The 25,122-nt window shown below is 35.2% G+C and carries 24 protein-coding genes and 3 pseudogenes; 24 read left to right on the top strand and 3 right to left on the bottom strand.

From position 1 onward, the window contains the following. Positions 1–166: 166 nt before the first annotated feature. The 4 genes from hutH to ACLHDF_RS08490 are packed head-to-tail and all read left to right on the top strand — an operon-like array spanning position 167 to position 5,654. Entirely contained in the window at positions 167–1,678 is a 1,512-nt protein-coding gene (gene hutH / locus ACLHDF_RS08505; RefSeq protein WP_413918454.1) for a histidine ammonia-lyase, read from the top strand. Positions 1,679–1,728: 50 nt separating this feature from the next. Further along, positions 1,729–3,390, top strand: coding sequence for a urocanate hydratase (hutU, locus tag ACLHDF_RS08500; RefSeq protein ID WP_413918453.1), 1,662 nt, complete (start codon positions 1,729–1,731; stop codon positions 3,388–3,390). A 16-nt stretch (positions 3,391–3,406) separates the two neighbouring features. Next, positions 3,407–4,696: an imidazolonepropionase gene (hutI, locus tag ACLHDF_RS08495; RefSeq protein ID WP_413918452.1), complete on the top strand. Its 1,290-nt coding sequence runs from the start codon at positions 3,407–3,409 to the stop codon at positions 4,694–4,696. Then, positions 4,671–5,654 carry an agmatinase family protein gene (locus ACLHDF_RS08490; RefSeq protein WP_413918451.1) on the top strand — a complete coding sequence of 328 codons (984 nt, stop codon included), beginning with the start codon at positions 4,671–4,673 and terminating at the stop codon, positions 5,652–5,654. The genes hutI and ACLHDF_RS08490 overlap by 26 nt, the downstream gene beginning before the upstream one ends. Positions 5,655–5,806: 152 nt before the next feature. Here the strand turns inward: ACLHDF_RS08490 and ACLHDF_RS08485 are convergent. Then, positions 5,807–6,745: pseudogene (locus tag ACLHDF_RS08485) on the bottom strand (nucleoside hydrolase). A 636-nt stretch (positions 6,746–7,381) separates the two neighbouring features. Here ACLHDF_RS08485 and ACLHDF_RS08480 point away from each other — a divergent pair. Continuing rightward, complete coding sequence (locus tag ACLHDF_RS08480; protein ID WP_413918450.1) at positions 7,382–8,650, top strand: MFS transporter; 1,269 nt, start codon at positions 7,382–7,384, stop codon at positions 8,648–8,650. A 268-nt stretch (positions 8,651–8,918) separates the two neighbouring features. Further along, positions 8,919–9,134, top strand: a pseudogene (locus ACLHDF_RS08475) (SAM-dependent methyltransferase); the annotation flags it as partial. 95 nt (positions 9,135–9,229) lie between these two features. Here the strand turns inward: ACLHDF_RS08475 and ACLHDF_RS08470 are convergent. Next, positions 9,230–9,877, bottom strand: a complete 648-nt coding sequence (locus tag ACLHDF_RS08470) for a YczE/YyaS/YitT family protein (protein WP_413918449.1) — start codon at positions 9,875–9,877, stop codon at positions 9,230–9,232. A gap of 112 nt (positions 9,878–9,989) precedes the next feature. Here ACLHDF_RS08470 and ACLHDF_RS08465 point away from each other — a divergent pair, with 112 nt between their 5' ends. From ACLHDF_RS08465 to ACLHDF_RS08455, 3 genes and pseudogenes are all read left to right on the top strand, one after another. Further along, on the top strand, positions 9,990–10,442 hold the full coding sequence (locus tag ACLHDF_RS08465) for a MarR family winged helix-turn-helix transcriptional regulator (protein ID WP_413918448.1): 453 nt from the start codon (positions 9,990–9,992) through the stop codon (positions 10,440–10,442). Between the two features lie 25 nt (positions 10,443–10,467). Continuing rightward, on the top strand, positions 10,468–10,986 hold the full coding sequence (locus ACLHDF_RS08460) for a GNAT family N-acetyltransferase (protein ID WP_413918447.1): 519 nt from the start codon (positions 10,468–10,470) through the stop codon (positions 10,984–10,986). A 361-nt stretch (positions 10,987–11,347) separates the two neighbouring features. Then, positions 11,348–11,578, top strand: a pseudogene (locus ACLHDF_RS08455) (type 1 glutamine amidotransferase domain-containing protein); the annotation flags it as partial. A gap of 119 nt (positions 11,579–11,697) precedes the next feature. Here the strand turns inward: ACLHDF_RS08455 and ACLHDF_RS08450 are convergent. After that, positions 11,698–11,892, bottom strand: a complete 195-nt coding sequence (locus ACLHDF_RS08450) for a hypothetical protein (protein WP_195780616.1) — start codon at positions 11,890–11,892, stop codon at positions 11,698–11,700. 251 nt (positions 11,893–12,143) lie between these two features. Here ACLHDF_RS08450 and ACLHDF_RS08445 point away from each other — a divergent pair, with 251 nt between their 5' ends. The 15 genes from ACLHDF_RS08445 (at position 12,144) to ACLHDF_RS08375 (ending at position 25,122) form a co-directional block, all read left to right on the top strand. Next, positions 12,144–12,608: a hypothetical protein gene (locus ACLHDF_RS08445; protein ID WP_413918446.1), complete on the top strand. Its 465-nt coding sequence runs from the start codon at positions 12,144–12,146 to the stop codon at positions 12,606–12,608. A 206-nt stretch (positions 12,609–12,814) separates the two neighbouring features. Beyond that, on the top strand, positions 12,815–13,009 hold the full coding sequence (locus tag ACLHDF_RS08440; protein WP_413918445.1) for a DUF6980 family protein: 195 nt from the start codon (positions 12,815–12,817) through the stop codon (positions 13,007–13,009). 156 nt (positions 13,010–13,165) lie between these two features. Continuing rightward, the gene (locus ACLHDF_RS08435; protein WP_413918444.1) at positions 13,166–13,360 is read left to right on the top strand and encodes a hypothetical protein; all 195 of its coding nucleotides are present in this window, start codon (positions 13,166–13,168) and stop codon (positions 13,358–13,360) included. A 57-nt stretch (positions 13,361–13,417) separates the two neighbouring features. Continuing rightward, positions 13,418–13,597 carry a hypothetical protein gene (locus ACLHDF_RS08430; RefSeq protein WP_413918443.1) on the top strand — a complete coding sequence of 60 codons (180 nt, stop codon included), beginning with the start codon at positions 13,418–13,420 and terminating at the stop codon, positions 13,595–13,597. 376 nt (positions 13,598–13,973) lie between these two features. Next, positions 13,974–14,342 carry a DUF5412 family protein gene (locus ACLHDF_RS08425; RefSeq protein WP_413918442.1) on the top strand — a complete coding sequence of 123 codons (369 nt, stop codon included), beginning with the start codon at positions 13,974–13,976 and terminating at the stop codon, positions 14,340–14,342. Between the two features lie 256 nt (positions 14,343–14,598). Beyond that, positions 14,599–15,195 (top strand): class I SAM-dependent methyltransferase, encoded by a 597-nt coding sequence (locus tag ACLHDF_RS08420; protein ID WP_413918441.1) that lies wholly within the window; start codon positions 14,599–14,601, stop codon positions 15,193–15,195. Positions 15,196–15,514: 319 nt separating this feature from the next. Then, the gene (locus ACLHDF_RS08415; protein ID WP_413918440.1) at positions 15,515–15,727 is read left to right on the top strand and encodes a DUF6366 family protein; all 213 of its coding nucleotides are present in this window, start codon (positions 15,515–15,517) and stop codon (positions 15,725–15,727) included. 41 nt (positions 15,728–15,768) lie between these two features. Beyond that, a complete protein-coding gene (locus tag ACLHDF_RS08410; RefSeq protein ID WP_413918439.1) occupies positions 15,769–16,008 on the top strand; it encodes a hypothetical protein in 240 nt (79 codons plus the stop codon). Positions 16,009–16,121: 113 nt separating this feature from the next. Continuing rightward, a complete protein-coding gene (locus tag ACLHDF_RS08405) occupies positions 16,122–16,793 on the top strand; it encodes an HAD family hydrolase (RefSeq protein WP_413918438.1) in 672 nt (223 codons plus the stop codon). Between the two features lie 794 nt (positions 16,794–17,587). Further along, the gene (locus ACLHDF_RS08400; protein ID WP_413918437.1) at positions 17,588–20,101 is read left to right on the top strand and encodes a PEP/pyruvate-binding domain-containing protein; all 2,514 of its coding nucleotides are present in this window, start codon (positions 17,588–17,590) and stop codon (positions 20,099–20,101) included. Positions 20,102–20,202: 101 nt separating this feature from the next. Then, positions 20,203–20,778 carry a TetR/AcrR family transcriptional regulator gene (locus ACLHDF_RS08395; RefSeq protein ID WP_413918436.1) on the top strand — a complete coding sequence of 192 codons (576 nt, stop codon included), beginning with the start codon at positions 20,203–20,205 and terminating at the stop codon, positions 20,776–20,778. Between the two features lie 16 nt (positions 20,779–20,794). Continuing rightward, positions 20,795–22,141 carry an MFS transporter gene (locus tag ACLHDF_RS08390; RefSeq protein ID WP_413918435.1) on the top strand — a complete coding sequence of 449 codons (1,347 nt, stop codon included), beginning with the start codon at positions 20,795–20,797 and terminating at the stop codon, positions 22,139–22,141. A gap of 392 nt (positions 22,142–22,533) precedes the next feature. After that, complete coding sequence (locus ACLHDF_RS08385) at positions 22,534–23,367, top strand: transketolase (protein ID WP_413918434.1); 834 nt, start codon at positions 22,534–22,536, stop codon at positions 23,365–23,367. Further along, positions 23,367–24,314 carry a transketolase family protein gene (locus tag ACLHDF_RS08380; protein ID WP_413918433.1) on the top strand — a complete coding sequence of 316 codons (948 nt, stop codon included), beginning with the start codon at positions 23,367–23,369 and terminating at the stop codon, positions 24,312–24,314. The genes ACLHDF_RS08385 and ACLHDF_RS08380 overlap by 1 nt, the downstream gene beginning before the upstream one ends. Before the next feature lie 49 nt (positions 24,315–24,363). Beyond that, positions 24,364–25,122, top strand: a complete 759-nt coding sequence (locus ACLHDF_RS08375) for an SDR family NAD(P)-dependent oxidoreductase (protein WP_413918432.1) — start codon at positions 24,364–24,366, stop codon at positions 25,120–25,122.

Below are 25,122 nucleotides of genomic sequence, written 5' to 3'. Positions count from 1 at the left end.
GTTTGTATGTATAAGTTGAACTGCTGATTAATAATAAAAGCCCATAGTGTAAGTAGGTTAGTTTATAGGGGGCTATATCAAAAGGAGCTTGTTTCCTCTTTGATATAGTCCCTTTTTGTGTTCAAAAAGAAAAGACAGTCCATAGTCTAACAGAGGAGCGGTTATGATGTTTATTCAAATCGATGGAAATTCACTGACCTTCGACCAAATTTATAAAGTTATTTACCAAGGATACTCCGTGAAAATTAGCGATCACGCAGTTGAACACATACAAAAAAGCAGAACGTTAGTTGAAGAGAGCATGACGAACAACAGCGTAATATACGGAGTAAATACGGGATTTGGAAAGTTTAGCGATACGGTTATTTCAAAAATGGACTTAGCTGATCTGCAAATTAACCTAATTCGCAGTCATGCCTGCGGATTAGGAGAACCATTCTCTTTAGATATAAGCAGAGTCATGTTGCTTTTACGAGCGAATGCATTAGCGAAAGGGTATTCCGGCATACGTCTGGAAACCTTGCAGCTGCTTATTGATTGCTTAAACCAGAATGTAGTACCGGTTATCCCAAGTCAAGGTTCACTTGGAGCTAGCGGTGACTTAGCTCCATTATCACACCTAGCGCTGCTGTTAGTTGGAGAAGGAGAAGCTGTATATAATGGTCGGCGAATGCAAGGAGAAGAAGCTTTAAAGCAAGCGGGGCTTGAACCAATACAATTACAAGCGAAAGAAGGGCTAGCTTTAATTAACGGCACTCAGGCAATGACGGCTGTAGGAATAGTTTCGTACCTTGAAGCTCAAAAGTTAGCTAATCTTGCTGATAGAATTGCAGCTTTAACATTAGAAGGCCTCCAAGGCGTTGTAGAAGCATTCATGCCTGAGTCTCATTCGGTAAGACCTTATCCCGAACAACAGCAGGTAGCTGCACGGATTCTTTCATACTTAGAAGGCAGTCAATTAACTACTTCTCAAGGTCAAATAAGAGTGCAAGATGCTTATTCACTGCGCTGCATTCCTCAAGTTCATGGTGCTATTTATCAAGTTTTAAATTATGTAAAGGAAAAACTGTTAATTGAAATTAATTCAGCAACTGATAACCCACTCATCTTTGCCGATAGCGGAAAAGTGATTTCTGGAGGGAACTTCCACGGACAGCCCATTGCCTTTGCTATGGATTTTCTAGGAATTGCCATGGCGGAGCTTGGGAACATTTCTGAACGGCGCATCGAACGAATAGTGAACCCTCAGCTTAGTGGGCTGCCAGCGTTTTTAAGTGCAGATCCAGGTTTGGAGTCCGGGCTTATGATCACTCAATACGCTGCTGCTTCATTAGTTTCCGAAAATAAAGTGTTAGCGCATCCATCAAGTGTCGATTCCATTCCATCTTCAGCGAATCAAGAAGATCATGTCAGCATGGGAACGACTGCTGCACGTCATGCTTATCAAATTATCCAAAACACACGAAGAGTTCTATCGATTGAAGCAATTTGTGCATCTCAAGCAGCCGAAGTTCAAGGGGTGGATAAACTTGCTTCAGAAACGAAAAAAATCTATTCGAGGATTAGAAAGACAGTACCAACCATTAATAAAGACCGAATTTTTTCACGTGATATAGAGACACTAGCAGCTGATTTCAAAACGTTCGTGCAAGATACTAATTATGAACTAGCTCTGTAATAAAAATGTTAGTTTAACAGTTTTTCATTTTTATAGAGGAGGAAAACGAAATGGAGACAAAACAAAGTGGAATCAAAGCACCTCGTGGAACAGAACTAACAACAAAGGGATGGGTACAGGAAGCTGCTCTTCGTATGCTTCTGAACAATTTAGATTCCGAAGTAGCGGAGCATCCGGAAAAATTAGTTGTATACGGAGGAATAGGAAAAGCAGCCCGGAACTGGGAGGCATTTGATCGTATTGTCACAGCGTTAAAAGAGTTAGAAGAAGATGAAACACTTCTCATACAGTCCGGTAAGCCCGTTGCGATTTTTAAAACCCACAGTGATGCACCGCGTGTTTTATTAGCGAATTCAAACCTTGTTCCTGCTTTTGCGAATTGGGAGATGTTTCATGATCTTGATAAAAAAGGGTTAATGATGTACGGGCAGATGACTGCAGGAAGCTGGATTTATATTGGAAGCCAAGGCATTGTTCAAGGTACGTATGAAACATTTGCAGAGTGTGCCAACCAGCATTTTAACGGGACTTTGAAAGGGACTATTACGGTAACAGCCGGATTGGGAGGAATGGGAGGCGCGCAGCCGTTAGCCGTTACAATGGCAGGCGGCGTTGTAATTGGAATTGACGTCGATCGCACGCGTATTGAAAAGCGCATCGAAACTAAATATTGCGATACGATAGTCGAAAGTGTAGCTGATGCCATCACATTAGCTGAAGATGCAAAAAGACTGGGCAAAGTGCTTTCCATTGGATTGGTTGGAAATGCAGCTGACATTCTTCCGGAGATGATAGAGCGAGGATTTATTCCAGACATTGTGACGGATCAAACATCGGCACATGATCCGCTTAACGGATATTTGCCGATTGGATTCAGCTTAGCAGACGGCGAAAAATTAAGGAATGCAAATCCAAATGAATATATAAAACAATCAAAAGCGAGTATGGCAATTCACGTTCAAGCTATGTTAGAAATGCAAAGAAAAGGCGCGATTGCTTTTGATTATGGAAATAACATTCGCCAAGTGGCGTTGGATGAAGGCGTCACGAATGCATTTGATTTCCCGGGGTTTGTCCCAGCATACATCCGCCCGCAGTTCTGTGAAGGAAAAGGGCCGTTCCGATGGGTCGCTTTGTCAGGAAACCCAAAAGATATTTATAAAACAGATGAAGTCATTTTACGTGAGTTTTCCGATAATACACATCTTTGTAACTGGATTAAAATGGCAAGAGAAAAAATTGAATTTCAAGGATTGCCGGCTCGTATCTGCTGGCTAGGCTACGGGGAAAGAGCGCGTTTTGGGAAAATCATTAATGATATGGTGGCATCCGGAGAACTTTCAGCGCCTATCGTTATCGGCAGAGACCATCTGGATGCGGGTTCTGTGGCGTCGCCAAATCGGGAAACTGAAGCGATGAAAGATGGCAGTGATGCAGTAGCAGACTGGCCTATTTTAAATGCATTAGTAAATACAGCAGCAGGCGCAAGCTGGGTTTCTGTTCACCACGGAGGAGGAGTAGGTATGGGGTATTCTCTTCACGCTGGAATGGTTGTAGTAGCAGACGGGACGGAAGAAGCTGCAAAACGTCTAGAACGTGTCTTAACAACGGATCCTGGCATGGGTGTCGTTCGTCATGTAGACGCGGGATATGATGCAGCCATTCAAACAGCAAAAGAAAAAGGAATACAGATTCCGGCATTAAATGAATAAAAAAGGAGGGATACGTATGGCTATTACGTATATCAAATGTGCTGCACAAGTCATTACGGTTAAAGGTGGAAGTCAGCCTAGACGAGCGGAAGAAATGTCAGATCTAGGCATCATTGAAAACGGCAGCGTACTCGTGAAAAATGGAAGAATTGTATTTGTTGGTCCTGACGTGAAAGCACAGAAATACCTTGAACATGTCCATGAACAGATTAATATAATTGATGCCGCAGAAAAAATTGTAACGCCTGGGTTGATTGATCCCCACACTCACCTTGTGTTTGGCGGAAGCCGTGAAAAAGAACTAGAAATGCGCTTAAACGGAGCAAAGTATATTAATATTTTAAAAGCGGGAGGAGGAATTTTACAAACAACCGTTAGTACACGAAAAGCAACAGAAGAGGAATTAATCAAGCAATCTACAAAACGGTTAAATAAATTTCTACAGTACGGAGTCACAACTGTTGAAGCCAAAAGCGGGTACGGACTAAATCTTAAAGATGAAATCAAACAATTAAAAGTGGCTAAGAAGCTGCATGAGCAGCACCCCGTAGATGTTGTTTCAACCTTTATGGGGGCTCATGCGGTGCCAGTTGAATACAAAGGAAATGCAGATGAGTTTGTTCAACTCATTATTGAAGAAATGATACCAATCGTTGCAAAAGAAGAGCTAGCGGAGTTTTGTGATGTGTTTTGTGAAGAAGGCGTGTTTACAGTTGAACAGTCGGAGCGTATTTTACAAGCTGGAAAAGCATACGGACTAAAGTCAAAAATCCACGCCGACGAAATTGTTTCCTTTGGCGGTGCAGAATTAGCAGCTAAAATAGGAGCTGTATCTGCGGATCATTTGCTAAAAGCATCGGATCAAGGAATTAAGCAAATGGCTGAAAGTGGAGTTATGGCCGTTCTATTGCCGGGTACTGCATTCTTTTTAATGGAAGAGCCCGCGCGAGCTAGAAAAATGATTGAAGCAGGGGTGCCTGTTGCTTTATCAACAGATCGAAATCCAGGGTCTTCCCCTACGGAATCACTGCCGTTTATTATGAATTTAGCTTGTTTAACGATGAAGATGACTCCAGCAGAAGTCTTAACAGCCTGTACGATCAACGCGGCTCATGCCATTTGTAAAGCAGATCAAATCGGAAGTATTGAAGTAGGTAAAAAAGCTGACTTAGTGCTGTTTGATGCTCCCAATTATCAAACCCTGCAATATAACTATGCAGTTAATCTTGTAGATACGGTGTTGAAAGATGGAAAAGTAGTGGTTGAAGGCGGTGTTTTGAATGAACTATCCGTACCCACAGCTTGATCGTCCGCCTTTTTGCTGGCAGCGTCAAAGTACTCATGACCCCAAAGTAAGCGATTGGATTCAGACAGTTGAAGATCCGAACAACTTCGACTTTACATCGATAGATATTACAGTCTTAGGTGTGCCTCTTTCAAGGTCTTCCATTAGCGCTTCTGGAGCCAGTGAGACGCCAATGGCTATGAGGAAACTGTGGAAATCCTTTAATCCATATCATATTGAGTACGATGCGGATTTGACTTCCCTGTCAGTTTTAGACTTAGGAGACGTCAAACAGCACGTAACGGATATAGGGAAATCTCATCAGTATATAAAAGAAGCGATGATGTCTATGCGGAAATATCATCCGAATACGCTGCCTATTATCCTTGGAGGAGACCACTCTATTACAGCTATGTTAGTAAAAGGGTGGAAAGCGTCACATCCCAAACAGAAAATAGGCATTTTACAGTTTGATACGCACTTTGACTTACGCAGCTTAGAAGATAACGGACCTTCTAACGGTACACCTATACGAAATTTAATCGAAAGTAACACTATTGATGCAACACATGTATGGAATATCGGGCTTCACGGGTTTTATAACTCAAAATCATTAAAGGCGTATGCAGATGCTAAAGGCGTTCATTATGTAACGTTACTGCAAGCAAGAAAAGCGGGAATAAATCATACGGTGAAAGAAGCATTAAAACAGCTGAGTAAAGAGGTAGACATGATTTATTTAACCGTTGATATGGATGTTTTAGATATTGCTTACGCACCGGGAGTTCCCGCAGGAACGACAGGAGGAATGAAAACGGAAGAGTTGTTTGAAGCAGTATACACCGCTGGAAGTCACCCGCTTGTTCAAGCAATGGATATTGTATGTCTAGATCCGCTGCGTGATGTAAGAGAAATTACTGTAAAAGCAGGCGTACATGTATTTTTGAATTTTTTAACTGGAATTGCAAACAGAAAGTAAGAATGCAAGCACTATCACATGATTATTTCTATAGTGTTTTATTAAAAAGTTAGGCGGGACGGCTGAACGGAAGAAAGGCAGCACTAGTAAGCCGTGAATACGGCTATCCGGTGCTGCCTTTCTGCCATAAAAATTTATTGTCTAAATGAACTTTACGAAGCAGAATACTTTCTAAGAGCTTCGAGCATTAGATTCCAAAACCCATCTATATCAAGGGTTAAACCAAACTTCGCATTGATTTTTCTTCCTGTCACTCCAAGCAAATCCACTGAAGTCGTTCCAGCCGTGTATTCTCCGCTTGTTTCTACTGCAATATTAACTTCTTTTAGCGTAAATAGTTCTGGAGCTATACAATAAGCAACGGTTAATACATCATGCACGGGAGGGCCGGCAAATCCAAAGGTTTCTTTATAGGTGGATTTAAAAAATGCTAATAATTCGCCCACCTTTTTTGCTACGTTATTATCGATGTTCATCACTTGGTTAATAACGTCATCTGTTGCAACGGCTTGATGCATAATATCTAATCCCATTACTACCAGTGGAATGCCGCTATCGAAAACTTTTTTAGCAGCTTCTGGATCTGCCCAAATATTAAACTCAGCTGTTGGAGTCCAGTTCCCGAATGTTCCACCCCCCATGAGGATAATCTCTTCAATGTTTCCTTAAATTTCTGGAGCTTTTATTAAAGCCAAAGCAACGTTTGTTAAAGGACCGGTAGGCAAAAGCGTAACGGGATCTTCTGACTCTTTTACCATTCGTATAATGGTATCTACTCCGTGTTCTTCACTCCAACTGCGAGACAGAGTAGGGAACTCAGGACCGTCTAATCCTGAGTCACCGTGTATACTAAGAGCATTTTCACGCGTGCGAATCAATGGTTCGTTTGCGCCTTTTGAGACAATAACGTTGTGCAGAGATACCAAATCACATACCTTCAAAGCATTCATCGTCGTTTTTTGGATTTCTGCATTTCCTGAGACAGTAGTGATGGCTAAGATATCTAATTCTGGTCGTGCGGCAGCTAAAATAATTGCAATGGCATCATCATGACCTGGATCACAGTCCATAATAACCTTTCTTTTTTTCATTATGATCACCTCTATAGAATGGGTAAATTGCCGTTATTTTTGCAGGACATTTATTCTTTCTAAAATAGTATTTTGTTATATTTATAAATTGAATTTTTTATCTTTCTTCCCGCTGCTTTTATAAAGAAGATGAAACTAACGTTTCGTGATACACATTTTCTATCAAACAGCTTTTTAATTAATGCTATTTAATCGTTGAAAAAAACCAATTATCACTTGAAATGTAATGTGATTATATCATAGTTCAGAAAATTAAACGCTTTTACATAGGCACGAAAATGGATGGCTTGTACTGCATATGAAGAATGTAAAATAAAAGAAAGGGGAAGTGTACAATTGTATGTAGGCCGGTTGTTTATAAATAAATACAAGGTAGCCAATTGAGTCTAACAGAGAAGAAAACAGCCAACATCATTATGGCGTTTACATCATAAAAGTGCATACCCCATTGAAAAGTAAAGTTTAAAAATTTAAAATATGATAAGAAAGGAAAAACAAATATAAAAAGTGCTGCCTGCAATAATCTCTTATTCGTTTAAAAGACCCTAATTCTATCAATATCTTCATCTTTGTCTCTTAAAAAGCTTCTAATAACGTTTCTACGAAGAAAAATTATACATGAGAGGATCTGTCAAAATGAACAAACAGGAAAGTAGTTACAGATGGGTTGTTTTTGGAACCGCTTTATTAGCATATTATTTGATTGTCAGTCAAAGAACAGCCCCTGGACTTATTACCGAGCAGTTAATGAAAGATTTTCACGTTTCAGCATCTGTTATAGGATTAATGACTAGTATACAATTTTTAGCATATGCAGGTCTTCAGATTCCTATTGGCTTACTTTCTGACCGGTATGGTCCGAATCGATTCCTTATCATAGGATCGCTTTTAACTGGAATAGGAAGTCTCATCTACAGCACGGCTCCTAACGAATATGTGTTAATTTTCTCTCGGCTGCTAGTCGGTACGGGAGACTCAATGATTTTTGTTAATTTAGTGTTGATTTTAAGTCAGTGGTTTAAGGGAAATGAATTTGTAAAGCTATTAGGTTTAATTGGGTTAGTAGGAAGTGTAGGTTCATTATCTGCTACCGTACCTTTATCTATGTGGATTTCCTTTTCAGGCTGGAGAATTCCTTTTCTTAGCATAGGTCTAGTTTTAATGGCGGTATCCTACCTGCTTTATTTCGTTTTAGTAATAAAACCTAAACGATTATTTCAAGATAATGCTAAAGTAAATAAATCCTCTGCTAAGACTCAAGAAAGTGTATGGGCGATCCTAAGGAGGATGATGACAACTCGTCAGGCATGGGCAACATTTCTTTGTCATTTTGGTGTAGTCGGTACATATATCGGTTTTATTGGCTCCTGGGGAGTTCCTTATGGAATGAATGTGTTTCATTTATCTCGAGCTGATGCAAGCCAGCTTATTATGTATGGTCTGTTTGGCGCTATGATTGGTGGACCTCTAATCAGCTGGGTAACAAGTAGATTAAGCTCCATTAAAAAAATCTATTCACTTGTTCACCTTATTGTGGTACTTAGCTGGGCTGGATTACTAGTATCGGGAGTGAAACCTTCATTCATTCTCGTAGTTATTTTGCTTTTTATCATCGGCTTTGGAAACGGCGCAAGTGCTTTGACATTTGCCATCGTACGTCAATCTTTTTCAGTAAAAGAAGTAGGGGTTGTATCAGGTTTTGCCAATATGGGAGGCTTTTTAAGCGCCGTATTATTACCTAGTATTTTCGGAAATGTCCTGGATTTATTCCCCGAGCGTTCTCTGCACGTCGGATATCACTATGCTTTTATAATTCCAATTTTGTTTTCAATGATGGGGTTGTTAGGTGTCTTACTAATTAAAGAAAAGGGAAAAAAGGAGCATAAGGTGCTGAATGCTTCTTAATTCACAATGACTACCTTATTTACAGTGCAGAAAAATTCGTTTCTTTATTATGAGGTCCATTTTTATACTTTCAAGCAGGCAGAAGATAATCGCTTTTATAAGTGGTTATCTTTTTTAGTCTATACCATTTTTTAGAGTCATATAGAGCTATACTTCTAAAAACAATATCATAACTGAGTATTCTATTCCAAACAGATTTTACTCATATCAGTAATACAAAAGTTTTATAAGACAGCACTATTAGAATTTACTGCTTAAATAAAGAGCTTTTAACATTGTCTTTTGTAAAGAAGAGTTTCCTGTGCAGAGATTTTATGATATTGGGGCGCTAGTTTTTCATCTAAAAGCAATTCCTTGGCAAGTTCCTAATTTTGATATAGAAACACATATCATCGGATTGTATAACATACATCAAATTATACAGTCTAAAGGTTTTTTTGACGTAGAACAACATCGTTTTATCATTAAAGCTGAGGCAAAATAAATAGTGTAAGCGGATCACACATGAAAATCGGATCTCTAACTGGAGGTCCGATTTTTATATGTGAATGATGATTGTACATAAACGTTCCATTTCAGTTATGTAATGGAACGTTTATGATCTTTAGTATGATTTTGTGAGGCACGAGAGTTGGTTAATATGCAGTCTACTGCTTTTTTAGTGATCGGCATAAAGAAATTAAGCAGCACGCCGCCTAAAAACACGGTTAATAACGTTCCAACACCAATTGGTCCGTTTAAAAGCATTGCAGCTAGTAAGAATGTAAGGTAAATAAATGTTCTTGAGAGAAATAAATTTGTTTTAGCTAGTTTTTGTATGATTAATGTTAAGCGGTCAATCGGAATGGGTGCAAAATTTGTATGTAAATAGGCTGAGGTTCCCATTCCTATAATAATTAAACCGATTCCAAAACAACATACTTTGCTGTACCACATTTCAAAGGGAGCCCAATTCTGTAATAAAAAAAGCCATATATCGATACCAAGACCTGTTATGAATGCGGTCAACAATCCCAGTACTTCTGGCTTTTGTCTGCTTAAAAGGGAATTGCCACAAATTAAAATACAGGCAAGTATGATTTCCCAGCTTCCAACGCTAAGACCTACGTTTAGGGATAGTCCCACTAAAAGTGCATCAAAAGGTGAAGCTCCTAGGTTGGATTGTATTGTCAAAGCAATTCCAAGAGTTAATAGTAAAATTCCTCCTGCATAAACAACATACTTCACTGCCATCATCCTCTTTATTAATTTTTGTTGCAAATGCAACTATTTTAAGGTACATTAAATTTATATTATTTTTATTGTATTTGCAACAAAAATATGTGAAAAGGAGTCATTTATGAGTGAAATTCTGCGGGAAATTGGAATGATAGCAAGAGCATTGGATTCAATTAGCAATATAGAATTTAAAGAATATGACCTGACAAAAGGGCAGTATTTGTATTTAGTACGAATATGTGAAAATCCCGGAATCATTCAGGAAAAGTTAGCTGAAATGATAAAAGTAGATCGAACAACAGCGGCTCGTGCTATAAAAAAGCTTGAAATGAATGGTTTTATTGAAAAGAAAGAAGATCTTCATAATAAAAAAAATAAAAACCTTTTTCCAACTGAAAAAGGGAAGAACGTATATCCGTTTATAAGAAGGGAAAATGATTATTCGGATAGAGTAGCATTAGAGGGTTTTACCCAAGAAGAAGTAGATACCATTTTTAAGCTGATTCAAAGAGTAAGAAAAAATATCGAAACAGACTGGGAGTTTGTCAAAAAAGGAAACAAGAGAAATTATTGACGATGTAAAGGAGAGGCGTGTGTCAATGACGATGCATATAAAAAAGTGTACTCTTGAAGATGTAGAACACCTCCAAGAAATAAGTTATAAAACATTTTATGAAACATTTAAAGATCAGAATTCACAAGAAAATATGAATGCTTATTTGGAAAAAGCATTTACAGTCGAACAGTTAGAAAAAGAACTATCAAATACTTCCTCTCGATTCTTCTTTATTTATTTTAATCATGAAATTGCAGGCTATTTAAAGGTCAATACAGATGACGCTCAGTCTGAAGAGATGGGGGAGGAAGCGCTTGAAATTGAAAGAATTTATATAAGTAACAACTTTCAAAAACAGGGGCTTGGTAAACATCTATTCAATAAAGCGTTAGAGATAGCAACGAATCTTAATAAAAAGAGAATTTGGTTAGGCGTATGGGAAAAAAATAAAAATGCGATTGATTTTTATAGAAAACAAGGGTTTGTTCAAACTGGATCTCACTCTTTTTATATGGGAGACGAAGAGCAAATAGACTTCATCATGGTTAAAACACTTTCGTAGTTTTTTTAAAGGTAAATAAAGTACGATAAGGATTATTCACTCATTTAGCTGGTAGAGAATAATCCTTTGTTCTTTAATAAAGTGTAACAAAAATGTACTTAATAGAAGCATAAAGGCAATGATTAGAAAGATAGTTGAGTATGAGAAAAGTGAAAGAAGAGTAGCAGCTAAAACTGGTCCAAGCATAACAGAAAAAAGTGAAAATATTTAAAGTGATTACTTGTCACATTGTATATATAAATCTGCTTCTCATGATCTTCAAAATGTAAGAAAAGGAAGAGCCTATTTCTTCGTATAATTTAATCGTTATTTTTACCTACTCTTTTTTAGTATAAAGAAAAAGTTACCATTTTTTCATTTTGTAAAAGAAAAACGTATTACAGCTTTTACAGATTCAGAAGAGAAAGATACAGCCTTAGATAAATACATGCCGTTTCTTCTTGAAACAAAGCTTCGTGAGTTAGGCGCTGAGTTTATTGCAAAAGATAACTGGACAGATCATATTGAAGGAGATGGGAAGCTTTTAACAGGGCAAAATCCGCAATCTACGATCAGCCTAGCAAAAGAATTTGTACGTGCTTTAAACGTGTAAAAGTGTATAACTCTAATGGGGTATCTCATAATTGTTTGAGACATCCCTATTTTCCTTGGGGTAAAATAATAGGGGATTTTAGGGGATTAAAAAGGCGGCTATATATAAATAGCTGCCTTTTAATTATTAGAAGATTTATTTCTGAAAATGTAGGTAGTAATTCCTGTTACAATTATAACAGCTACAATACAAATGATCAGACGTACAATCTGTGTAACAAAGATATTATCTGCAATGCTCATGTTTTTCGTTAGAATTAACGTTCCATAAGCAGCTAAAACAGATAGAAACATATTAACGATTCGTTGGGCCATCTTGTTATTACTCCTTTCTTTCCACTACTTTACACTTTAACATATGTATTCACTATAAAAAATATCGAATTACAAGTAGGTTATAAATAAGAACTCTAGTAAAAGAATCTACGTCAAAAAATAATTTTGTAATGTATTCATTGAGATTATATTAGCTATTCCGACTAATCGGAGTACAAAGGAGGAAATGAGAGTTCTTCACTGGAATTTTAACATGCTTATATTACTTTTTTTAGATAGGTGGGAAAAGTTTGTTTGGTAAATTAAAAAAGCTATTTATGGATAAAAACGACCTCGAAACAAATGACAAATACATTTCAGTCCCAGAGAGTGAAATAAATGAGAATTTAAAAAGAGATATAGTGAAGTTGGAAAGATTAGGAGAAGTATATAGCGAAAGTCTGCAATACAAATATAAAAGTAAATTTGAGCGTGATGGTAAGCGGAACTTAAAAATATGGGTGTGTAGAGATATTGATGGCGACCAAATATCAAATCTAAGTTCCGAGCAGTGTCTAGAAAAAGAATACCGTTCTCAGGTTGCGATAAACTTTGAAGGTTTTACAGATGAAGAAGATGCATACATTTATTACATTCAATTGTGGTATTACTTTGGTGGTTATTTTAAAGGGTCAGGCGCTTTGTATGATTTGTCAAAAAATCATTTAGAAACTGATATTAAAGAAAAGGTGGAAGAAATACTTAAACAACAGTAACTACGGAAAACTGGTACGATTCTTTTCATCTTGGTAGTGGAGATCTGAAATAGGTATCTTTGCATACAGTGCCGTATAGGACCGGCTAGGTCATAAATTAGTTAAGGTAGCAGCCCTAACCGGTAAAGAAAATTATCGTATTTGCGATGAACACTGTTGGGCTTACCGAGAAAAGTAATAATAACTATACAGTAAGGAGAAAACGAATGAAAAAGCATTGCTGCGATTATATGGATTATCATGCGAACTTTACGTGTGGCATTCATAGTGATCCATTTGAGTGTCCAGATAACTTTATTTTATTTAATCAAACAGACAACGAATACGGTTTAATTATCCATGATGGCGGTTCATCCATTATTGGGATTTCATTTTGTCCGTGGTGTGGTACGAAACTATAAATTAAGAAATGAAGAGGTATCTTTTGCTTTAGTACTGTTGATAAATAATATTATGTAAACTTAAACTAAAAACTTATTGAATATATAGTAGAGAAATAAAAAGGAACATCATATGTTATAATAATCATAAATATCCAAGTAAAGGAATTTATTATTATGGTCAATCGTAAATTTAATTCTCTATTTATAGTCTATCCTATCGTTTTCTTTGTAGTACGTACTGTTTTTTCTATTATGAGAAATAGCGCTGCGGAATCCGTCTATGAGACGTTAGCTATACTTGCCATGTATTACTTTGCAGTAAGTGTTTTCTATTCGATTGACTTGTATATGCAAAAGAAAGATAGTTAATAGATTAGAAAATGCTGAGAGTCAAAGTAAAAACAAACTATATAAAGGAGTCTGACAGTGCGCGTTAAGAATTATTTTTTTATTTTTCCACTCGTTTTACTAGTATTAGCAAGCTGCGATCCATCTTCTACACCTAAAGAAAAATACTGTTCAAGCACCAAAAGTACAAACCTTGAGCTTTCTTTAGATGATAAGGGTAAAGTTGAAGGGATTTTGGTTCAAAAAATAAATGGTTAATATGAGTTATAATCCATTTTTTATAAAATGAAAATATATTGATTGATAAATTTGAAATAATAATAGAGAGGAGTATACGGATGCTCGGGGAACCATCTACACTATTAAGGCCTATTTATTATCTGATAGCAGTTTTTTCAGTATGCAATTTTGTGTATGTAATTTTCTTGAGAAATAAAGTTAAAGCAAGTAGTTATGTAATCGTAAATTCTTTTTTCTTTCTAATAATTGCAGCAGCCTTATTGTTCCAAGAAGGCATCATTGTGGATGAATTTAATCGTTCAGGTGATTCTGTAACCTTCTATTTAACGGTATTATTAGGCTTTTTATTTATAGCCAGTTTCATTTTTCAAAGAAAGAAAATGAGAGATAAAAGTTGAAGAAAATACATATAATCATTTTTGCTGCAGTAGCATCTTGTTTAATTATCCGTTTTACTATATGGCAACTATTTTTTAACCCGCAGCATTTACCTTCCGGTGACTATATTTCGCAGAGTACTTCCTCCAATGGAAACTACACGGTGAAAATATATCAATCAAACGGAGGAGCGACGACGGGCTTTGCTATAAGAGGAGAAGTTACATACAATAACAAAACCTTTCATAAAAATAAAAACATTTATTGGAATTACCCCCAGGAAAAAGCCGCGGTAAAGTGGATCAACCATGATACGGTCAACATTAGTGGCCATGTATTAAATGTCAAAAAAGACACGTTTGATTTTAGATATGAGAGTGAATAGAAAATTGTAAATAACTAAAAAACATAAAAGTCTTTTTCAAGAGCTTTTATGTTTTTTTATTGCCCCTAATCTATTATGAAGCCCTTCTACTCTAAGTCTTTTGTTCATTTTTCTACCTTTACCATATGTTAGAATATAATTTAATAAGAATTTCATTTTAAGATGTGGTAAAAAATAATAGAAGTTTAATTTTGGCTATAATGAGTCCTATATAGCTTTAATGTTTCATAAATAGAACTAAGAAAGTGAGAAAAATATGGAAAATAGGGTTTTTGAAAAAATGGCAAAAAGGTATGATTCGGAAGAACGAATTGAATTAGCTAAAATTATAGTGAAGGAAGTAAGAGCAGAATTATCAGAAAGTGAATCAAAATCTTTAATAGACTATGGGAGCGGTACTGGCTTAGTTAGCTTAGAATTGTCGGATTTAGTTGATTCTATTTTGTTGGTTGATTCATCTCAACAAATGTTGGAAGTTGCGAAAGCTAAAGTTTTTCACAAAGGAATCACGAGCTTAAAAGTCCTTTGTTCAGATTTCACTGAAGAAACTCCTGAACTCAAGGCAGATATAGTTTTAATGTCATTAGTCCTCCTTCATATCCCAAATACTAAAAAAATCTTACAAGAATTATTTAATATTTTAAATGATAAGGGGAAGCTAATTATTGTTGATTTTGATAAAAATCTTAGCATTAGTCATCCGAAAGTTCACAATGGTTTTTTACATAATGAACTGAAAGAACTATTAGCTGAAGTTGGGTTTAAATCAATAAAAATAAAGACCTTCCATCATGGCCATAAAATCTTTATGAATCAAGATGCTTCTATGTTTATTTCTAGCGGTATAAAGTAACTCTTCAATATAGGTGTCTGTAATTTTATAGAGTTTATGATTGGGTGAAAGATTTAACAATTTAGAGAACAAGAGCATTTTGGGAATTATGTTATTGATAATAAAGGTTCCGTTAGAGCTAATGTATGTATTAATTCAATAAACATTAAAAAGGATCTTCCATTGAAGGTTCTTTTTAATGTTTATTTAACATCCAGCATGTTAAATAAAAGTTTATATTCTATACAAGAATAGAATTACGATGACCTTTAAGTGTAAATCCTTTAATTACCATTTTAATAATAACATGTTATAATGTTTTAAAAATGGTGGTGTGACAATGAGCAAAAATAAAGAAGCACCTGAAAGAAGAAGAAAGAGGCTGAAACAAGAAGAGTTAAACAAAAATCCAGCGGGGAATATTAATGATGCATTTAACAAAAACGAAGCTGGAAACCTACCTGGTTTAGCAGGCAGCTTAGGATGGAAGGGGCTAGGTGTACTTATTGCTGTAATAATTATAGGCTTTATCATTCCGTCACTATTTTTTTAATGATATAAGGGTTATAAACTAAAAGTACTGGAGGCACTATTATGAAAAATTATGTAGTGTTTATTGGTAGTTTTATAGTATTACTGTTTGTTTTTCAAATTGCTTCTGGGCTATTTCTTACGCCTGCATATGTACCTGAGCCTTCACAGCATTTGAGTAGCTCAACGGTCAGTATTTTCTCTTTTAATTATCCATTTTTAAATTCTATTATAGCAGCGACCTTTTCATTTATTATTTCAAAAAAATATGTAAAGTTAAAAAGAGCACCTATAAATAAGTAGGTGATCTTTTGGGCTGAGAACAGTGATTACTGTTTTTAACAACTTTCGTTTTTCCTTTTTATGGTATTGTATATAGATACGTATTCAGTACTGCCGAAAGAGGGAGATAATTAATGTTGCAATCACTGATTTTTGATATGGATGGAACGCTGTTTCAAACAGATAAGATTTTAGAATTATCACTTGACGACACCTTTAACCATTTACGTACACTCAATCAATGGGATACTGGCACTCCTATTGATAAGTATCGTGAAATTATGGGTGTACCTTTACCAAAAGTATGGGAAGCTCTATTACCTACTCATTCGAATGAAATAAGAAAGTATACAGATGGCCATTTCTTGAAAAGCTTAGTTGAGAATATAAGAAAAGGGAAGGGTGCTTTATATCCTAATGTAAAAGAAGTTTTTAGTTATTTAAAAGAAAATAATTGTTCCATTTATATTGCAAGTAACGGTTTAAAGGAATATTTAGAAGCGATTGTAGACAATTACGATTTGAATAAGTGGGTGACAGAGACATTTAGTATCCAACAAATTCAAACCCTCGATAAAGGAGATTTAGTCCACACGATTATAAAGAAATACGATATTAAACATGCAGCCGTAGTAGGAGACCGACTATCTGATATAAATGCTGCAAAAGATAATAGTTTAATGGCAGTGGGGTGCAATTTTGATTTTGCTCAAGCCGCTGAGCTTGCGCAGGCTGACGTGGTGATAGATGATTTAATGGAACTAAAAAACATTGTATCTAAAATAAACAATAGTTTGTCATTCTAATAGATCCTTAAATATCATCCTAAGGCAGAAAATATTTATTGATTTTCACTATTTGTTGAATTCCTAAAAAGGAGAATAATTTAATGTTGAACATCCGTATAGCTCATCCAAAAAATGCCGAAAAATCGTTGCCCTAAAAAAAGATAACTAAAAAATAGATGAGGTGTAACGTTAGAATCCTCTATGCTTTCAAAGTATAGAGGATTTTGTTGTTGAAAGTAGATAATTAAAATAATTGACCGTTTTTCTCTCATCTTCTAATGTTTACATAATCTTTTCTTATCATTAATAAAAGGTTTACAATACTTGAGTATGCTTAGGTTAAGATTTCCAAAATAGATTGATACCAAAAACAATTCTATAAGAAGGGAGATTGTTGATTATGACTTCACATAGGATTCTTAAGCCTGATAGCGCTCAGTTATACATTAGAGGATATAAAATTAAGTTGACACTCAAGCAATGGAAGCTTGTAAGCAATCAGCGATAATGGTTGATAAAACTAAAAAAAAGGAAAACCCCCATCTTAATTTAGGTGGGGGTTTTCCTTTTTTAATAAGTAAATTATTTCACTATTTAAACTTCATGATGAAAAAGACTGTTATCTTTAAAAAAATGGAATAAACAAGGGATAAATTGTTTAAATAAACTTGAAATAAAGCACGACTAAATATACATTTTTTTGTTATTTTACCATTTTTATTGACTATAAAAATTTAAAAAGATTAAAATAGATAGAAAGTAAGTGATTACTTACATTCTAAAATTGTTTTGTAGGAGGATGAATATTTTTAATGTATAGTTTAAGTTTTCAGAAGGTGGACGAGACGAATGAAAAAGTGGGCGCAAAAGCTTTAAATCTTATAAAAATGAAAAGAAAAAATTTACCGATTCCAGATGGGTTTGTTGTTCAAACAGAGGCTTTAAAGCGATACATCGAATGGAATGGGGTTGATTTTCAAACGGATAATATACACGAGAGAATTTTGCACGGAGAAATTCCTGTTGAAATTGAAAGAGATCTCATAGAGGCATTTCAAAACCTAAAAAGCTCTTATACGTCAGTAGCTGTTCGTTCATCCTCTGGTGCTGAAGATTTAGAAGGTGCATCTTTTGCTGGACAGTATGAAACATACCTTAATGTAAAAAGTACCGAGGATTTTTTAAGTAAAGTGAAAGCGTGCTGGGCCTCATTTTTTACTGAAAGAGTCGAACAATATACCCAAAATATGTATGCTGATTTTGATGAGGTTTCAATGGCAGTGGTTGTTCAAGGGTTAATTCAGTCCGAGGTGTCAGGAGTAATATTCAGTCAAAACCCTGTTACTCATAATACGAAAGAAATGATGATTAATGCCAGCTATGGACTGGGAGAAGCAATTGTATCGGGCTTAGTTACACCTGATGTTTACCTAGTTAATAAACAAACCTTTAAGATAGAGAAAGAAAAAGGGCTAAAGGAAGTAAAAATAATTCCACTTGTTGAAGGCGTTGAAGAAATTGAAACAACGGAAGATGAGCAGCAAAGATTTTGTTTAACAAACGAGAAAATTATTGAGTTGGCCGAAATAACAAAAGAGGTAGAAGCTCTTTATCAACATCCTGTAGACATAGAGTTTGGTATTCAAAACAATCAAGTATATCTATTACAGGCAAGAGCCATTACAACATTAGCAGAAGATAATAAATTAACGCCTTTTCAAAAAGATATATCATTAAGTTTTGACAACATGGAGGAATTTTGGATATTAAATGATACAAGTTTTTCCCATGCTGTTAGTCCTTTGTATGCTTCATTTATTATTCCAGCATTTTCTGAAGGAACAGCTTCTAGTTTTAAAAAGTTAAAGTTTATATTTGATAGACTTAATTTAAAAGTTTATAAAGGGCATATCTACACAAGAACGGAGCCTTTTAAAGGAGATTCTAATAAGAGAATCCAGGAACATAAAGAATTAATGGAAATTATTTATCCAGTCTTAACAAAACGAATGAATCAAATTATTAATGAACAATTCTTACCTTACTATAACAAGTTAGATAGCCTTACCAAGGAAAATCTAAACCTTCAGAGAGGGAAAGAAATCCTTCAAAATTTGGCTGATTTCTATAAAATCGCATATGATCTGCATTTTGATATTGTTATGCCTCAAATGTCTTTAAATACTATAGTTGAAGAATACTATAAAAATCTTACAAATAGGAAATCTGGGCATGATGTTTATGAGCTGTTGACCGGAAAAATGAACAAGTCTTTGGAAACTGATCAACAGCTTTCTAGACTAGCTTTAACAGTGAAAAGGGATGTTGAACTTACTGAAATCTTTCAAGAAGAATGTATAGAAACTTTATTAAAGAAATTAGAGGAAAATAAAGCGGGAGAAAGCTTTATGACTCAATTAGATACTTTTTTAAAACAGTATGGATATCGAAGCGTTGTAAGTCACGATTTTATAGGAGAAACTTGGCTAGAGAATCCCCTTCATGCATTATCCATTATTCAAGGATATGTTAAAGGCAGTTATGACTTCAATGAGCACTTTGAGCAGACGGTAAAAAAACGTGAAAAGAACTATAAGGAATTGTTGATGCAGGTAGAAGATAGCCCACATAAAGAAGAGTTCAAAAAATATTATCAGTGGGCATTAGACGCATCTGTTATAAGAGATGACCATCATTTTTATATCGATGCAATGTTAGATGCAAAAGCTCGTTTATTCCTGCTCAAACTAGGTCATCTACTGGTTACTCATCATGTTTTGCTAGTGAAAGAAGATATTTTCTTCTTATACCTTGATGAGCTAGAGGCTCTTTTAGAAAATCCTGTAGACATGACCAAATTAATTGAAAAACGTAAAGAAGAACACGTAGAACATGAGCAAATGTCTAATTTGCCTAGATATTTCGGAACCCCTGAACTAACTCAATTGAAAGAAGCTGAGAAATATATGGGTGCTATTGAGGAAAATAACGCTAACAGCGAACATTCTATTAAAGGATTAGCCTCTTCCTCAGGAATATATACCGGAAAAGTAAAAGTTATTTCAAACACAAAGGAATTTCACAAGCTAGAAAAAGGTGATGTTTTAGTGTGTAAAACAACTACTCCACTGTGGACTACTTTATTTCAGACTGCGGGGGCTGTTATCACTGATGCAGGAGGTATTCTTTCTCATTCAGCAATAATTGCACGTGAATACGAAATTCCTGCAGTGATTGGTACAAAAATAAGTACGAATAAACTAAAAGATGGTGATACGGTTACGGTCGATGGTACAAATGGAATTGTAACTCTTTTAAATGAATAGATGATTCTCTTCGTTTCCATTTGACAACCGCTATTTTTCCTTTATATACTGCCTAATGGAAAGTAAAGACTTACATTCAGGAAGCATAAAGGATGATTAACATGAAAAAAGATCAAACAAAAAAGAAGATAACAAAAGCTACAATAGAACTGCTTAAAGAAAAAGGCTATAAAGGCACTACTACTAGAGAAATTGCAGAACAAGCTGGCGTTAATGAATTGACTGTTTTTCGCCATTTTGGCAATAAAGAAGGCATTATTCAAGCTATTGTCCAAACAACAAGCTTTTCACTTGAAATTTTTGAGGAATCGATTGAATGGGAACTCGAAAAGGATTTGACAAATTTCGGTTGCCTGTTACTAAAAGACTTTGATAATAACCGAGACATGATCTCAATCGCTTTAAAAGACCCTTTAATTTTCTCTCAAGCACATGAAGAAATTATAAAAAAGATTAATGATACGAAAGAAATACTAAAAGAATACTTTGAAGAAATGCAAAGGAAAGGTTACATCAAAGAATTAGATTCTTGTACACAAGCAGAGATTTTTCTAAGTACGTATTGGGGATATTTTATGTATAAACTAAATTTTGGAGACAAAGCCTTACATGCAGATTATCAAGATATGATAAAAAACAGTGTAAAAACGTTTATAAAAGGAATTTCTCTCCATTAAAAGGAGGCAATAATGTTTGGGTAAACATAAAGAGCTTATCTTAATTATTTCATTATTAATTGGGACATTTCTTGTACCAATAAATTCGACAATGATTGCTGTTGCTCTATCAACCATATCAGCTCATTTCAATGAACCACTTGCAAATATTTCTTGGGTAGTAACTATTTATTTAATTGTAATGGCTGTTACTCAGCCTATCGCTGGAAAGCTAGGAGATTTATATGGAAATAGAAATATCTATTTATGGGGTATAGTGTTCTTTCTTATAGCATCTTTAGGCTGTATATTTTCAACTAATCTCATTTCCCTCATTATTTTTCGATCACTGCAGGCAGTAGGAGGAGCTTTACTTACTCCCAACACTATAGCAATCATTAGATATGTTGTACCAAAAGAGCGGCTCCCTAAAGTTTTAGGTATATTTGGAATGGGAATGGGCTTAGGGGCTGCAATTGGACCATTACTAGGATCTGTATTAATTGAAAACTTTAACTTGGAAGCTATATTCTGGGTGAATGTTCCTTTTCTTTTCTTAGCTTTAATTAGTGGAATAGTTATGATTCCTAAATCTAATTTTAAAAGAGAAGCAAGCCCTTTAGATATTCAAGGTTCCATTTATTTAGCAATTAGCATTTCTTTTTTAATTTTATTAACACACGGTATGGAATTTACTAAGGCTTTAATAATGGGAATAATATTTATTCTATCTTCAATCTTGTTTATTAAAAGGGAAAATATGGCGGAAAATCCGATTATCGATTTTTCTTTATTTAAAAATTCCACCTTTACAAGCGCTAATTTATCTATTATGCTCAGCAATTTTGTTATGTATGTGATTTTATTAATTATGCCTCTATTAATGAAGGTTCAATTTCACTTCTCTACAGCACAAACAGGTATTGTTTTATCGATTTTTTCGATTTCAATGTCTTTAAGCGGCTGGATAGGGGGATTATTAAACAATAAGTTTAGTTCTAAAAAAGTTATAGGGTTTTCTTTTGCTATGATTATTGTCTCTAATATTCTTTTTCTATCCTTAGAAAACGTTGGGTCTATTCTTTTTCTTACAGTGGCTTTAATTGTTGGCGGTTTTTCTACAGGAGTAGGCTTAACAAGCATGCAGGTTGCTTCGCTTGACTCAGTAAGTAAAGAGGAATCTGCCACAGCATCTGGCATTTACTCAACATTTCGCTATTTCGGAAGTATTATTTCGTCAACGCTTATTGCTCTCGTTACAAGCTACAACTATATCTTTATTATTTTAGGGATATCAGGGATAGTAGGTTTACTAGTAGCTAGAAACATTAAATCTGGTAGCCAAGATGTAATAAGCAGCAATAATTCTAGTGCAAAAGCATAGTCGTTTTTTGATAAGGCTGTTGGTTATATATAGGATTTACTAATTAATCTACAAAAAATAAGTAATGCTTCTGAAATAGGAGCATTACTTATTTTTTTACTTTAAATAACCAACCCCGCTGATTAGAGAGTGGGCATTACTTGTTTTATACACTTTGCTTGAAAATCTTAGAGAAAGTGATTGATACATTCATCTGTTGCTTTCCAAGAATTAATTTATTTTAAATAAAAATTCTAATAATTCAGTCTTGTTGTTGATGAATTCGCAATTCAGATGTACACTCAAATCACAAAGTCACTTATTATACAAGTTACCTAAGTGTACTAATTTATATCATAACCAATATATCCTTTAGCAAAACAGCAAGTCATAATTTAATGAGGTGACTAAAAATGAAAGACATTAGTATTCAAGAATTAAAAGAAAAAGCTATTGAATTAAGAAAAACAGCCCTTACGATGATTTATGGAGCACAATCTGGCCATCCAGGAGGCTCACTTTCTGCAGCTGATATTATGGCAACGCTTTATTTTAAGGAAATGAATGTTGACCCAAACAATCCTAATTGGGAGGATCGCGATAGATTCGTACTCTCCAAAGGCCATGTTTATCCTATTCAATACTCAGCTTTAGCTTTACGTGGTTTTGTTCCTTACGAAACGATATACACATTAAGGGAATACGGTTCTCCATTTCAAGAACATCCAGATATGAAAAAGTGTAAAGGCTTTGATATCTCTACAGGTTCCTTAGACCAAGGCCTTTCTTGCGGAGTTGGAATGGAAATAGCAGGAAAACGTGATTTTAAAGACTATAGGGTTTTTACATTAGTAGGAAATGGAGAGTGTCAAGAAGGGCAAATTTGGGAAGCTGCTCAAACCGCAGTTAAATATCAATTAGATAATTTAGTGGTATTCGTGGATAATAATAGACTTCAAATTGATGGATTTTGTGATGAAATTATGTCTTTACAAGATTTAGAGAAAAAATTTGATGCATTTGGATTTGAAACAAAGCGAATCAATGGACATTCTATGGAAGAGATTGTTGACACATTGGATGAAGTAAGAACCGCGAAGAATGGAAAACCAAAATGTATCATCTGTGACACGGTAAAAGGAAAAGGAGTTTCTTTTATGGAGGATGTGGCTGATTGGCACGGAGTTGCTCCTAATGAAGAACAATATCATCAAGCAATGGAAGAAGTGGCAGGAGGTTTAAAATAATGAGCATACTGGAAAAAGATCTTACAGTAAAAAAAGCTACGAGAGAAGCTTTTGGGGATGAAATCGTAAAGTTAGGTAAAGAAAACAAAAATATTTATGTCATTGATGTGGATATTGCTAAGTCGTGTAAAACGGTAAACTTTATCAAACAATTACCCGATCAGCATATTAATGTCGGGATTGCAGAACAGAATGCAGCCGGGTTAGCAGCTGGTCTTGCGACAACCGGTAAAATTCCATTTGTAAGCACTTACGCAGTTTTTGGCTCCTTAAGAATGCTTGAACAAATTAGACAAGAAGTCTGTTACCCCAACTTAAATGTAAAGATTGCTTGTTCACATGGCGGTCTTACTCCAGCTAATGATGGGGGAAGTCATCAAGCTATAGAAGATATGGGTGTATTGAGATCGGTTCCAAATATGACAGTAATTATGGGAGCTGACTATTATTCTACTAGAAAGTTAGTCGAACAAGCTGCTAAGGTATATGGACCTGTCTATCTTCGTTTTACTCGCGATACTGTCCCAATTATTTATGATGAAAATGAAGAGTTTACAATTGGGAAGGCCAAGCAAATCAAGGATGGAAGCGATATAGCTATTATTGCCAACGGTGATACAGTACGACTCGCGTTAGAAGCAACTAAAGAATTAGAAAAACAAGGAATATCCGTGAAACTACTAGATATGCATACCATTAAACCATTAGATCGAGAAGCAGTGGTCGATTGTTTAAATATCGGCAAAATTATTACAGTTGAAGATCATAATATTCTAAATGGTCTTGGTAGTGCCGTATGCGAAGTAGTTGCGGAAGAAGGAAAAGGTACAGTTCGAAGAATTGGTGTACAGGATCAATTTGGACAATCGGCACCTTATGAAAAACTATTAGAGTTAAATGGAATTACTGTAGAAAATATTATCAAAACGGCTAAAGAGCTGATTTAAGATTAATTGAACGAAATAGATAAAGTTGATAAGATGGGGGAAGTATAATATGTTCGATTTAAAAGAGAAAGTAGCGATTATTACCGGTAGTGGTTCTAAAAAAGGGATTGGACGTACAATTGCCCTAACGCTTGCGGAACAAGGAGCCGCAGTTGTTATAGCTGATATTAATTTTGATGGTGTACAAGATACAGTAAATGAAATAAGAGAAGCTGGCGGGAAAGCTTTAGGGGTAGAGTTAAATGTAACAAGTAAAAATTCTTGTGATGCAATGGTGAAGAGAACGCTTGAAGTATTCGGCAGAATTGATATTTTAGTTAATAATGCAGGGATTTCGCAAAAAGTTACAGTTCAAGATATGACGCTTGAAGACATCACAAAAGTGTTTAACGTCAATATGTTTGGTTTGTTCCTATGTACGCAAGCAGTATTAGAAACGATGAAAAACCAAAAGTATGGTCGAATTATCAGCCTTTCTTCTGTTTCAGCTAAAAGAGGTGGAGGAGTATTTGGTGGACCGCACTATTCTGCATCCAAGGCAGCAGTACTAGGCTTTTCAAAGAACTTAGCACGTGAAGTAGCTCTAGATGGTATTACAGTTAACTGTGTGGCTCCTGGACTAGTTAATACAGAAATTTGGAAATCACTTCCCGAGGAAGATGCAAAATCTGTGATCGATAGTATCCCTATGGGTAGACCAGGTGAAGTGAAAGAAATTGCAGCAACAATTGCATTCTTAGCTTCCAAAGAAGCCTCTTATATTACAGGAGAAGAAATTGATATAAGCGGTGGCCTACATATGGATTGA

Origin of the sequence: Priestia megaterium, from assembly GCF_046599315.1 — a bacterium.
GTDB lineage: Bacteria > Bacillota > Bacilli > Bacillales > Bacillaceae_H > Priestia > Priestia megaterium_F.
This window is presented reverse-complemented; position numbering and strand designations above follow the sequence as displayed.

Excerpts from the sequence above, each read along its gene's own strand:
- ACLHDF_RS08460 (WP_413918447.1), top strand. The coding sequence starts at position 10,468 with ATGACGATGCATATAAAAAAGTGTACTCTTGAAGATGTAGAACACCTC.
- ACLHDF_RS08375 (WP_413918432.1), top strand. The coding sequence starts at position 24,364 with ATGTTCGATTTAAAAGAGAAAGTAGCGATTATTACCGGTAGTGGTTCT.
- ACLHDF_RS08490 (WP_413918451.1), top strand. The coding sequence starts at position 4,671 with ATGAACTATCCGTACCCACAGCTTGATCGTCCGCCTTTTTGCTGGCAG.
- ACLHDF_RS08400 (WP_413918437.1), top strand. The coding sequence starts at position 17,588 with ATGTATAGTTTAAGTTTTCAGAAGGTGGACGAGACGAATGAAAAAGTG.
- ACLHDF_RS08440 (WP_413918445.1), top strand. The coding sequence starts at position 12,815 with ATGAAAAAGCATTGCTGCGATTATATGGATTATCATGCGAACTTTACG.
- ACLHDF_RS08415 (WP_413918440.1), top strand. The coding sequence starts at position 15,515 with ATGAGCAAAAATAAAGAAGCACCTGAAAGAAGAAGAAAGAGGCTGAAA.
- ACLHDF_RS08420 (WP_413918441.1), top strand. The coding sequence starts at position 14,599 with ATGGAAAATAGGGTTTTTGAAAAAATGGCAAAAAGGTATGATTCGGAA.
- ACLHDF_RS08410 (WP_413918439.1), top strand. The coding sequence starts at position 15,769 with ATGAAAAATTATGTAGTGTTTATTGGTAGTTTTATAGTATTACTGTTT.
- ACLHDF_RS08395 (WP_413918436.1), top strand. The coding sequence starts at position 20,203 with ATGAAAAAAGATCAAACAAAAAAGAAGATAACAAAAGCTACAATAGAA.
- ACLHDF_RS08385 (WP_413918434.1), top strand. The coding sequence starts at position 22,534 with ATGAAAGACATTAGTATTCAAGAATTAAAAGAAAAAGCTATTGAATTA.
- ACLHDF_RS08380 (WP_413918433.1), top strand. The coding sequence starts at position 23,367 with ATGAGCATACTGGAAAAAGATCTTACAGTAAAAAAAGCTACGAGAGAA.
- ACLHDF_RS08450 (WP_195780616.1), bottom strand. The coding sequence starts at position 11,892 with ATGGCCCAACGAATCGTTAATATGTTTCTATCTGTTTTAGCTGCTTAT.
- ACLHDF_RS08435 (WP_413918444.1), top strand. The coding sequence starts at position 13,166 with ATGGTCAATCGTAAATTTAATTCTCTATTTATAGTCTATCCTATCGTT.
- hutH (WP_413918454.1), top strand. The coding sequence starts at position 167 with ATGTTTATTCAAATCGATGGAAATTCACTGACCTTCGACCAAATTTAT.
- ACLHDF_RS08405 (WP_413918438.1), top strand. The coding sequence starts at position 16,122 with ATGTTGCAATCACTGATTTTTGATATGGATGGAACGCTGTTTCAAACA.
- hutU (WP_413918453.1), top strand. The coding sequence starts at position 1,729 with ATGGAGACAAAACAAAGTGGAATCAAAGCACCTCGTGGAACAGAACTA.
- hutI (WP_413918452.1), top strand. The coding sequence starts at position 3,407 with ATGGCTATTACGTATATCAAATGTGCTGCACAAGTCATTACGGTTAAA.
- ACLHDF_RS08465 (WP_413918448.1), top strand. The coding sequence starts at position 9,990 with ATGAGTGAAATTCTGCGGGAAATTGGAATGATAGCAAGAGCATTGGAT.
- ACLHDF_RS08480 (WP_413918450.1), top strand. The coding sequence starts at position 7,382 with ATGAACAAACAGGAAAGTAGTTACAGATGGGTTGTTTTTGGAACCGCT.